This window comes from Hydrogenophaga sp. T2 (assembly GCF_049843535.1).
Lineage (GTDB): Bacteria > Pseudomonadota > Gammaproteobacteria > Burkholderiales > Burkholderiaceae_C > Hydrogenophaga > Hydrogenophaga crocea.
This window is the reverse complement of sequence record NZ_JBBHZJ010000002.1, coordinates 189,364-200,711: the sequence shown is the minus strand read 5'-3', so window position 1 is coordinate 200,711 and position 11,348 is coordinate 189,364. Positions and strand designations below refer to the sequence as shown.

The following is an 11,348-nucleotide window of genomic DNA, read 5'->3' as shown; positions in this document are numbered from 1 at the left end:
CCATCCGCACGCCCCATGAACCCGACGCCGCCTCGCCGCCTTCTGCTTGCGCTCCTGCTGTCCGCCGGGGCCGCGCTCCACGCCCAGATCCTGGTCGACCGCAGCGCCCCCGGGCACCAGCGGCCCACCGTGCTCGGCGCCGCCAACGGCGTGCCCCTGGTCAACATCCAGACGCCGAGTGCGAGCGGGGTCTCGTTCAACCGCTACAGCCAGTTCGACATCGGCCCGGGCGGGGTGGTCCTCAACAACGGGTCGAGTGCTTCCAACACCCAGCTCGCCGGCTGGGTGCCGGGCAACCCCTGGCTGGGCAATGCGCCCGCCCGCGTCATCGTCAACCAGGTCAATTCGCAGAACCCCAGCTATCTCAACGGGCCGATCGAGGTGGCGGGGCAGCGGGCCGAGGTGGTGGTGGCCAACCCGGCCGGCCTGAGCGTCAACGGCGGCCGGTTCATCAATGCGCAGGGCGTCACCCTCGTCACCGGCACACCGGTCATCACCGATGGCGCGCTCGAGGCGTTTCGCGTCACCGGCGGCAGCGTGTCCATCGGCGAGCTGGGGCTGGACCTCAGCAGCGCCGACCACGCCCGCATCCTGGCCCGGGCCATGGCCGTCAATGGCGGCCTGTGGGCGAACCGGCTCACGGTGGTCACCGGCAGCAACGCGGTGCGGGCCCTGGCCTCGGGCGATGCGGCCACGGCGCAAGCCCTGGCCGCCACCGGCGCGGCGCCCGACTTCCTGCTCGATGTGGCGGCCATCGGTGGCATGTACGCGCGGCACATCTACCTGCGCGGCACCGAGGCCGGGCTGGGCGTGAACAACCGGGGCGCGCTCAACGCCCAGGGCCGGCTGCAACTGCGCGCCGACGGGCAGCTCGTCAACACCGGCACGGTGCTGGGCGGTGACACGGTCGACATCGACACGGCCCGCGTGGACAACCGCGGCCAGGTGCTCGGGGGCGCGGTGGCGATCCGCACCGGCGTGCTCGACAACGGCGAAGGCGCGGTCATCGCGGCGCGCGGCCCGCTCACCATCGACGCGCAGGAGCGCATCAGCAACCGGCGCGGCGCGCTGCTGCTCAGCGGCGGCGACATGGCCCTGACCACGGGCCGGCTCGAGAACCGTTCGGCGCGCATCGAGGCCCTGGGCGATCTCGATGTCCGCGCGGGCAGCCTGCTCAATGCCAACGACCACCTGCAGACCGAGGTCATCGAGGGCGAGGGGGTGGGCCGCACGCTGTACTTCACGCCCGCCGGCGAGGTCGACGCGCAAGCGGTGGCGTGGATGGCGGTCAAGCCCTACGGCCTGTCGGGCGGTGACGACTACACCCGCCAGGGCCGCGCCTGGATCCTGCGCAAGGGCAGCGCCTGGGCCGACCCGGTCTACAGCACCTGGTACCACGGCCCCGAACCGTTCGAGGCCGCGGGCTGGGTGAGCGTCGGCAGTGGCGACAGCGAGGGGCAGGTGTGGCAGGACGCCCGGTTTGCCTACACCCGCGACGACCCGATCTGGGCCGCGCTGGACGTGACGCCGCCCGCGGGCGGGCCCCCCGGCCCCATGCCCCGGCCGCCTCAGGGCAGCGACACGCCCTGGAACCAGACGGTCGACCCGAAGGCGCTGGCCGAGTGGCAGGCCCAGGCCGCGCCGTGGGTGGCGCTGGGCGAGAAGCTCGCCGCGCTGCGCGCCGCCATCAACAGCGAGCTGCTGCCGTTCGACATCCAGCAAACCGTGGTGGAGCGCCGGCCGGCGCTGCGCACCCTGCACAGCGAGCCCGGGCAGATCCTCGCGGGCGGGCAGATGCGCCTGGACGTGGGCGGGCCATTGCTGAACCAGGACAGCGCCATCGTCGCGGGCGGGGCCTTGCGGCTGCCGGGCGTGAGCGTGGACAACCGGGCCACCGAGGTGTCCGCCCGCATCACGCGCCTGGGCACCGCCCTCACCTGGGGCGTCGTCGACCACACCTGCAATGCGATCGAATGCGACACCGAGTTCGGCTGGGTGGCCACCCCGGTCGACCAGTCGCTGCCGACCACCCTCAAGGCCCCGGTGGGCCGCGTCGCGCAGGCCGCGCCCGATGCCCCCACCGCGTTGCCGATCGACCTCGGCAGCGCGCTGTTCGCGCCGGTGGCCGATTCGGCGGCGGGCCATCTCTACGAAACCGATCCCCGCTTCACCGACCGGCGCCAGTGGCTCGACGCCGGCCTGCAGCTCGCGCTGCTCGGCCTGGACGCCCATGCGCTGGCCCCGCGCCTGGGCGATGGCTTCATCGAGCAACGGCTGGTCGGCGAGCAGATCGGCACCCGCACCGGTCAGCGCCGGCTGGACGGCTTCGACGACGACGAAGCGCAGTACCGCGCGCTGCTCGAGGCCGGCGCCACCTTTGCGCAGGCGCACGAACTGCGCCCCGGCATCGCGCTCAGCGCCGGGCAGGTGGCCGCGCTCACCAGCGACATCGTCTGGCTCGAAGCCCAGACCGTCACGCTGCCCGACGGGCGCACCGCCACCGCGCTGGTGCCGCGCGTGTACCTGCGGCCGCGCGCGGGCGATCTCTCGCCCGAGGGCGCGCTGCTGGCCGGCCAGACGGTGCAGCTCGATCTGAGCGGCGAGCTCGTCAACGGCGGCACGGTGGCCGGCCGCGACCTGGTGCTCATCGACGCGCAAGGCGTGCGCAGCAGCGGGCGCATCGGCAGCCAGGGCATCACGGCCGTGCGCACCATGCAGGACATCGCCGTCGACGGCGGTGCGCTCACGGCCCGCGATGCCCTGGTGGTGGAGGCCGGGCGCGACCTGCAGGTGAGCAGCACCACCAGCGCGAGCGCCGATGGGCAGGTGGCGCTGCGCGACCGGGTGGCCCGGCTGCAGGTGACGGGCGAAGCGGGTGTGCTGCTGGCCCAGGCCGGCCGCGACCTGGCCCTGAACGCCGCGGCCGTGCAGGGCGACCGGGTGGGCCTGCAGGCCGGGCGCGACCTGAGCCTGGGCACCGTCGACACCCACGAGAACCTCGATGCCACGCGCGACGAGCGCAACTACGGCCGGGTGGCCCGCAGCGCCGAGGCGGGCACCGTGGTGGGCGGCAAGACCGTCGCGCTGTCGGCCGGCCGCGACGCGAACCTGCGCGCGGCCCAGGTGCAGGCCGACGGCGATCTGCAGGTGGATGCCGGGCGCGACCTGAACATCGCCGCGGGCGAAGCGCGCTACGAGGTGGCGCACGGCCTGCACGCCAGCGACGGCGATTTCATGGGCGCAACCAGCACCGAAACCCGCCGGCTCGACGCCCACACCCAGGCCCAGGGCAGCGCCCTGGGTGGCCGACAGGTGAGCCTGAACGCCGGGCGCGACGTGCGCGTGCAAGGCTCTGACGTGGTGGCGGACGAGAACCTGCAGGTCGGTGCCGGGCGCGATGTGCGCGTGACCAGCCAGGCCACCACCGAGCGCCACGAGCGCTTCAACGAAGAAACGACCCATGGCGTGTTCGGCGGCAACGCCGGCGTCACGCTGGGCAGCGAGCAGCAGAGCCGCGAGCAGCGCAGCAACGGCACCGGGGCCGCGGGCAGCACCCTGGGGGCGATTGCCGGCAACGTCGACATCCGGGCCGGGGGCGCCTACGAGCAGAGCGGCTCCGACGTGTTGACCGGTGCGGGCGACATCGATGTGCGCGCCCGCTCCATCGCCATCACCGACACCACCACCACCGAACAGCGTTGGCAGCAGGACAAGGCGCGCCAGGGCGGCATCTCGATCGGTGTGAGCGGCGCGGTCGTCGAGGCCATGCAGGGTGTGGCCGACAGCGTGGAAGGCATCGGCAAGACCGACGACCGGCGCATGCAGGCCCTGGGCGTGGCCACGGCCGGGCTGCAGACCGCGCAGGCCGTGAGCGCGGCGTCGCAGGCCGCGGGCGGCGGGGCCTCGGGCATCAGCCTGAACATCAGCATCGGCGGCTCGAGCAGCCAGAGCACCACCGAAGGCAGCGCACAGACCGCGCAAGCCAGCCGCGTGAGCGCGGGCGGGCGGGTGAACCTGATTGCCAGCGGCGCGGGTGCGGACAGCGACATCGTCGTGCGCGGCAGCGACATCCGCGCGGGCACGACCGCGCGGCTCAAGGCCGACGGCGATGTCGAGCTGCGCGCGGCCGAAAACACGGTGCACGAGCGCACCGACAGCCGCAACCAGTCGGCCAGCGTCGGCGTCGGCTTTGCGCTGGGCGGCGGGGGTGCGGGTTTCGGCATCACCGCCAGTGCGAGCGCGGGCAAGGGCCATGCCGAAGGCGAGATGCTCACCCACCGCAACAGCCATGTGGAGGCGGGCCAGCAGGTGGTCATCGAATCGGGCGGCGACACGACCTTGGCCGGTGCGGTGGTGAGCGCCGAGCGGGTGCAGGCCGACATCGGCGGCGACCTGCGCATCGACAGCCCGCAGGACCACCTGCGCTACCGGGAACGCAGCCAGCAAGCGGGCGGCAGCGTGAGCTTCGGCGCCGGCGCGGTCACCGGGGGCTCGCTCAGCGCCAGCGGCACCCGCATCGACAGCGACTACGCCAGCGTCGGCGAGCAGAGCGGCCTGCGCGCGGGCAACGGCGGCTTCGACGTCCACGTCAAGGGCAAGACCACGCTGAACGGCGGCGCCATCACCAGCACCCAGGCGGCGGTGGAGGCCGGCAGGAACCGCTTTGAGAGCGAAGGCGGGGCCGAACTGCAGGACGTGCAGAACACGGCGCGCTTCAAGGCCGAAGGCTGGGGTGTGAGTGCGGGCGTGAGCGTGGAGGACCAAAAGCACCGCGACGGGACGCCAGTGGTCGGGCCAGACGGTCAGCCGCTCAAGGAAGTGAAGCGCCCCGGCGGCGTGGGCTGGGGCAGTGACCAGGGCGAAGCCCGCAGCACCACCCAGGCCGCCATCTCAGGCATCGCGGGCAACCCGCAGGCGCGAACCGGCGATGCCGAAAGCGGCATCGCGCCGATCTTCGACAAGAACAAGGTCAGGACCGAAGTTCAGGCGCAGGTGGCCATCACGCAAAACGCCATGCCTGTGCTGGCCAAGGGCTGGGGCGACCTGGCGGACCAGCAGCGCGATCAAAAGAAGCAACAGGCGGCCCAACTGGACGCGAACGACCCGGCCCGCGCCCGACTGCTGGCCGAGGCCGAGCAGTGGGACGAAGGCGGCGCGTACCGCGCGGCAGGGCACGCGGTGATCGCTGGCATCGCAGGCGGGGCGGGCGCGGCCGCGGGTGCCGGCGCGGCCAGCCTGACGGCACCGGCGCTCAACGACCTTCAGGACCAGATGCAGCGTGCGTTGGAAAGCGCAGGCATGGACGCCAATGTGGCCAAAGGCATCTCGGGCCTGGGCGTGGCCGCTGGCGTGGGCCTGACCGCTGGGGTCACCGGAGGCATGGCAACAGGGGGCGCCGCGTTTGGCGCGGACTTGAACAACCGGCAGTTGCATCCGAGCGAGACGCAATGGATCAAAGACAACGCCCGCCGCTACGCCGCGCAGCAAGGCATCAGCGAAGAAGAGGCGCAGCGGCGGCTGGCGCAACAGGCCTATCGACAGGTGCAGTTCGGTGTTGAAGGCGAGTGGGATGCGTCTGCCAGCGCCTTTCTATCGCAGGCCAAAGGCATGTTGCCTTCGAGCGGCAACAGCGGTCCAGGCTACATGTTCTATGCCACGCCCGATCAGAAGGCTGCGATGCAGATGTACGCAGACAGCCTGCCCGCGCTGGCCGACTTCTACATCGACAACGGCTTGAAGCTGCCGGGGGCGCAGGCGATCGCGGCAGGTTTGGCACGGGACGACCGACAGCGGGAGGTGTTGACCAACTTGACGCTGGGCGCTGGCGCTGGCGCATCGCTGATCGCGCTGGCGGGGACCAGCCCTGCGCTGTTGACCTGGGCCCTGGTCAACCCCGACAAGGCGGTGCAGCTCGGCCTGATCACGGCCGACACAGCGGCGGGCATAGCCTCGGGCGCGATCACACCAGCGTCATTAACCGAGTCGCTGGGGCAACAGCTGGGGCGAACGCTCAGTGCGTCGGAGAAAGCTGCGGCGCAGGAGCTGAGCGCCACCCTCAAAGCCGTGGCTCAGCAGAAAGCGGCGCTGCAGCAAGAGCGGCGCATGGGCGAACTGGTGGATCTGTTTGACAAACAGCAGGCCGACAACAGCGTTACCCTGGCGGGAACGCGCTACGCTGCCACCACCAACCCCGCTGGCACCACCAAAACGTTTGACACCAGCGGCTTGACTGACGCGCAACTGGAGACGCAGGTGTTTGGGTATGCGAAGGAGTTGGCGGGCGGGGCGCCAGTTCAGCCGGTGATGCGAAATGGCGTTCCTCTTGAGGGTCGATGGTCAGCCACGCTTGCAGATGGCACGACGATCAATGTGCGCTCGGTCTCCAGCAGTAATGTGAGTCGGTGGACGGTGGATGTACTTGGTCCGTTGGCTCGTCGGAACGAGCTCCCCAAATACGAACTGAAGTTTCAATGATGCTCGCTACCCAACAACTTCATCGCCTTGCGGTCGAAAAGTGCAATGGTTCAAGCCTAGATGCCTTATGGGAGTTACTCGCTCCATTGCATCGCGGTTGGACAAATGTTCCGCAGGCATTGATTGGCGACTTCGAATCGAGGAGTCAGTCCTTTTTTTGGCTGTTGGAACGCCTCCTACGCGAAGGCCACATCAAGCTGCACAAGAACGGCGTGTTCTATGAGTCTCCAATCGACGAACAGGTGGAGATGTTCCGGCGGGCGTTTCCTGAGAGTGAAAAGAAATCTGGCTATGAAGATTTCTACTGGTGGTTCTTTGACGATGAATGTCCCGCCGGCGTGGCCTGGCGCCAGGCAGACGGCAGCTACCAGATCGCCGATTGAAGACTTGGATGCCTGCTCAGGCGCGCTCGACACCGGCCGAATGAACCGGCCAAACCGAGGCGCCAATCACCGCGCCGGCGGCACCAGAATCGTCGGCTTCGCCTCGGGCAGCAGCCCCGGGTAGTCGCGGCTGAAGTGCAGGCCGCGGCTTTCGTGCCGGAGCATGGCCGACATCACGATCAAATCGGCCACCTGCACCAGGTTGCGCAGCTCGAGCAGGTCGCGCGTGACGTGGAACTGCGCGTAGAACTCGTGGATTTCGCGCTGCAGCAGCGTGATGCGGTGTGCCGCGCGCTCCAGACGCTTGTTGGTGCGCACGATGCCCACGTAGTCCCACATGAAGCGGCGCAATTCGTCCCAGTTGTGCGAGATCACCACCATCTCGTCGGCGTCGGTCACGCGGCTGTCGTCCCACTCGGGCAGTGCGGGCGGCTGCGGCGCAGGCGTGCCGCGGATGGCGCCCACCGCGGCCTGGGCGAACACCATGCACTCCACGAGCGAGTTGCTCGCGAGCCGGTTGGCGCCGTGCAGGCCGGTGCAGGTGGTCTCGCCCACCGCATACAGGCCCGCGATCTCGGTGCGGCCGTCGAGGTCGGTCACCACGCCGCCGCAGGTGTAGTGCGCGGCCGGCACCACGGGAATGGGCTCTTTCGTGATGTCGATGCCGAGCTCGGCGCAGCGCGCGAGGATGTTGGGGAAGTGCTCGCGCAGGAACTCGGGGCTCTGGTGCGAGATGTCCAGGTGCACGCAGTCGAGACCGTGCTTCTTCATCTCGTGGTCGATCGCGCGCGCCACCACGTCGCGCGGCGCGAGCTCGGCGCGCGGGTCGTGGTCGGGCATGAAGCGGTGGCCACCCAGGTGCGGCGGCAGCTTGAGCAGGCCGCCCTCGCCGCGCACCGCCTCGGTGATCAGGAAGCTCTTGGCGTGCGGATGGTACAGGCAGGTGGGGTGGAACTGGATGAACTCCATGTTCGCCACCTGGCAGCCCGCGCGCCAGGCCGCGGCGATGCCGTCGCCCGTGGCGGTGTCGGGGTTGGTGGTGTACAGGTAGACCTTGCCCGCGCCGCCCGTGGCAAGCACGGTGTGCCGCGCCGAGAAGGTCACGACCTCGTCGGCCACGGTGTCGAGCACGTAGGCGCCGAAGCAGCGGCGCTCCTGGCTGGCCCCGGGCACGCGGCGGTCGGTGATCAGATCGACCAGCATGTGGTGCTCGAAGATCTGTATGTTGGGCGTGCGGCGCACGCGCTCGACCAGCGTGGCCTGCACCGCGGCACCCGTGGCGTCGGCCGCGTGCACGATGCGCCGGTGGCTGTGGCCGCCTTCGCGCGTGAGGTGCAGTTCACCGGCTTCGGTGGAAAACGGCACACCGAGCTCGCGCAGCCAGGCGATGGCCGCGGGCGCGTTCTCCACCGTGAACTCGGTGGCCTCGCGGTCGCTCAGGCCGGCGCCGGCCACCAGCGTGTCTTCCACGTGCGAGGCGTAGCTGTCACCCTCGGCGAGCACCGCGGCGATGCCGCCCTGCGCCCAGTTGCTCGAGCCGTCGAGCAGCGCGCGTTTGGTGATCACGGCCACGCGGTGCGTGGCCGACAGGTGCAGGGCCGTGCTGAGCCCGGCGAGGCCGCTGCCGATGACCAGGACGTCGAAGTGTTGGAGGCTCATGATGCGGGGGTGTAGGCGAGGCGCACGTAGATTGGTGCGAAGGCCTCGGCCTGGGTGAGCTCGATCAGGGTTTCCTTGGCGAGCTCGAGCATGGCAATGAAGGTCACGACCAGCACGGGCTGGCCGCGGCTGACGTCGAACAGCTCGCCGAACTCGACGAACTGGCGCCCCTGCAACTGGCGCAGCACGATGCTCATGTGCTCGCGCACCGAGAGCTCTTCGCGGCTGATCTTGTGGTGCTGCACGAGCTTGGCGCGCTTGAGGATGTCGCGCCAGGCGCTCTGCAGGTCGATGGGGTTGACGTCGGGGAAGCGCGGCACCAGGGCCTGCTCCACGTAGACCTGGGCGCGCAGGAAGTCGCGCCCGTACTGCGGCACCTCGGTCAGGCGCTGCGCCGCGAGCTTCATCTGCTCGTACTCGAGCAGGCGGCGCACGAGTTCGGCGCGCGGGTCTTCGGCCTCTTCGCCCTCGGCCGTTTTCTTGGGCGGCAGCAGCATGCGCGACTTGATCTCGATCAGCATCGCGGCCATCAGCAGGTACTCGGCCGCGAGTTCGAGGTTGTGTGCGCGGATTTCCTCGACGTAGGTGAGGTACTGGCGCGTCACCCCCGCCATCGGGATGTCGAGGATGTTGAAGTTCTGCTTGCGGATCAGGTAGAGCAGCAGGTCCAGCGGGCCCTCGAAGGCCTCGAGGAAGACGCGCAGCGCGTCGGGCGGGATGTAGAGGTCCTGCGGCAGCTTGAACAGCGGCTCGCCGTAGAGCCGCGCAAGCGCCACGCCGTCGACCACACTGGGCAGCACCTCGTCCAGGCCCTGGGGGGCCTCGTCGAGGGACGGCGCGGGCTCCTGGCTCACTTCAAGCCAGGCTCGGTCTGGTAGACGTAGGGCTTCTGCGCCACGCGGGCCGCCTGGGCTTCGGCCGCGAATTCGCGGTCGATGGTCTTGTCCCACAGCAGGTTGCGGCCCTCGCGCTGGCGCTGTTCCAGGCCGGGCTTGCTGGCCTTGAGCTGGTCGATGAACTCGGTGGTCTCGGAGCGGTAGTCGGGGCGGCGGAAGAAGGACATGGCGGGGCGTCCGGAACAGGAAACCCGCGATTTTACCGGCCGTGCCCCGACCCCTCGGTGCCCTCGGCCAGCCGGGCCGCGAAGCCCGAGCGCTGGATCAGCGAGGCCGGTTGCGGCTGCAGACCCGTGAGCTCCAGCCGCCCGCCGCGCCTCCCCAGGGCCTTGCGCAACTGCTCGAGCGCGTCCAGGCCGGTGGTGTCGAGCGACACCAGCAACTGCGCGTCCAGCGTGAGGTGCAGCGGGCCCGGGCTGGCCTCGGCGGCCGCGATCAGCGGGTCGATGCGGGTGACGTTGCCGAAGAACAGCGAGCCATACAGGCGCCAGGTCTGGCGCCCCTCGGCGCTCACCACGGGCTCCACCCGGAATAGCGCCTGCTGGCGCCGCACGAACAGCACCACGGCCAGCACCAGACCCAGCTCCACGGCCACCGTGAGGTCGAACACGATGGTGACGGCGAAGGTGCTCAGCAGCATGAGCCGGTAGTGGTTGCTGAAGTGCCGCAGCCGCGCGAACTCGCGCCATTCGCCCATGTTCCAGGCCACGAACAGCAGCACGCCCGCGAGCACCGCGAGCGGGATGTGGAAGGCCAGCGGCGCGGCCACCAGCACCACCAGCGCCAGCGTGGCCGAGTGCACCATGCCCGCCACCGGCGAGCCTGCGCCGGCGCGGATGTTGGTGACGGTGCGCGCGATGGTGCCCGTGACCGGCATGCCGCCGAAGAAGGGCACCACGAGGTTGGCCACGCCCTGGGCCATGAGCTCCTGGTTCGGGTCGTGCTTGGGCGTGGTGCTGAGCTGGTCGGCCACGCGCGCGCACAACAGCGACTCCACCGCGCCGAGCAGCGCGATGGTGAGCGTGGGCGTGACCAGCAGTCGCACGGTTTCCCACGAAAAATCGGGCAAGGCGAACGCGGGCAGGCCCTGGGGAATACCGCCGAAGCGCGTGCCGATGGTCTCCACCGGCAGCTCCAGCGCCCAGGCCAGCAGCGACAGCGTCACCAGCGCCACCACCGGGCCCGGAATGCGCGAGGTCGCGCGCAGCGCACCGGGCACGTCGAGCCGCTCGATGCGGCGGCGAAAGCGCGAGTCCATGGCCCACAGGCGCGGCCACAGCACCAGGCCCAGCACGCACAGCGTGCCCAGCGCGAGCGCCCAGGGGTTGATGCCGCCGGCGTGCGTGGCCAGCACGCGCATCTGCCCGAAAAAGCTCGCGGGCATCTTGTCGACCTGCAGGCCCAGCAGGTCGCGCAGCTGCGAGAACGCGATCAGCACCGCGATGCCGTTGGTGAAGCCGATCACCACGCTCACGGGCACGTAGCGCACCAGCGCGCCCAGGCGGAACAGGCCGAGCAGGAACAGCAACACGCCCGCGCTCGCGGTGGCGATCAGCAGGTTGGCCACGCCGTAGCGCTCGACGATGCCGTAGACGATGACGATGAACGCGCCCGCGGGCCCGGCGATCTGCACCGAGGTGCCGCCGAGCATGGCCACCAGCAGGCCGCCGATGATGGCCGTCCACAGCCCGGCCTGGGGCGGCAGGCCGCTCGCGATGGCGAAGGCCATGGCCAGCGGCAGCGCCACGATGCCCACCGTGACCCCGGCGCCCAGGTCGCGGCCGAAGCGCGCCCTGTCGTAGCCGCGCAGCACGGCGAGCAGGCGCGGGCGGAACGGGGCGAGCGGGGGCAGGCCGGTCATGCCCCGCATGTTACCGATGGCAACGCGCAGCCCCGGGTGCCGGCCTACACTGGCCGCCCGAGACCATTGGAGACC

6 protein-coding genes are annotated in these 11,348 nt (G+C 70.5%); 2 read left to right on the top strand and 4 right to left on the bottom strand.

What is annotated here, in order from left to right:
• The first annotated feature begins 15 nt into the window (after window positions 1-15).
• On the top strand, window positions 16-6,474 hold the full coding sequence (locus WDZ95_RS04470) for a hemagglutinin repeat-containing protein (RefSeq protein WP_425776522.1): 6,459 nt from the start codon (window positions 16-18) through the stop codon (window positions 6,472-6,474).
• Window positions 6,474-6,857 (top strand): DUF596 domain-containing protein, encoded by a 384-nt coding sequence (locus WDZ95_RS04465; protein WP_425776520.1) that lies wholly within the window; start codon window positions 6,474-6,476, stop codon window positions 6,855-6,857. Before WDZ95_RS04470 ends, WDZ95_RS04465 begins: the two co-directional genes overlap by 1 nt.
• A 66-nt stretch (window positions 6,858-6,923) precedes the next feature.
• Here WDZ95_RS04465 and nadB read toward each other — a convergent pair whose 3' ends face one another.
• Genes nadB through WDZ95_RS04445 form a run of 4 tightly spaced genes read right to left on the bottom strand, consistent with a single transcriptional unit; the run spans window position 6,924 to window position 11,273 of the window.
• Window positions 6,924-8,516 (bottom strand): L-aspartate oxidase, encoded by a 1,593-nt coding sequence (nadB, locus tag WDZ95_RS04460; RefSeq protein WP_166230621.1) that lies wholly within the window; start codon window positions 8,514-8,516, stop codon window positions 6,924-6,926.
• Window positions 8,513-9,370, bottom strand: coding sequence for a segregation and condensation protein A (locus WDZ95_RS04455; RefSeq protein ID WP_166230623.1), 858 nt, complete (start codon window positions 9,368-9,370; stop codon window positions 8,513-8,515). Before WDZ95_RS04455 ends, nadB begins: the two co-directional genes overlap by 4 nt.
• A complete protein-coding gene (locus WDZ95_RS04450) occupies window positions 9,367-9,579 on the bottom strand; it encodes a DUF3460 family protein (protein ID WP_166230625.1) in 213 nt (70 codons plus the stop codon). Before WDZ95_RS04450 ends, WDZ95_RS04455 begins: the two co-directional genes overlap by 4 nt.
• A gap of 32 nt (window positions 9,580-9,611) precedes the next feature.
• Window positions 9,612-11,273 (bottom strand): SulP family inorganic anion transporter, encoded by a 1,662-nt coding sequence (locus WDZ95_RS04445; RefSeq protein WP_166230627.1) that lies wholly within the window; start codon window positions 11,271-11,273, stop codon window positions 9,612-9,614.
• Window positions 11,274-11,348 lie beyond the last annotated feature (75 nt).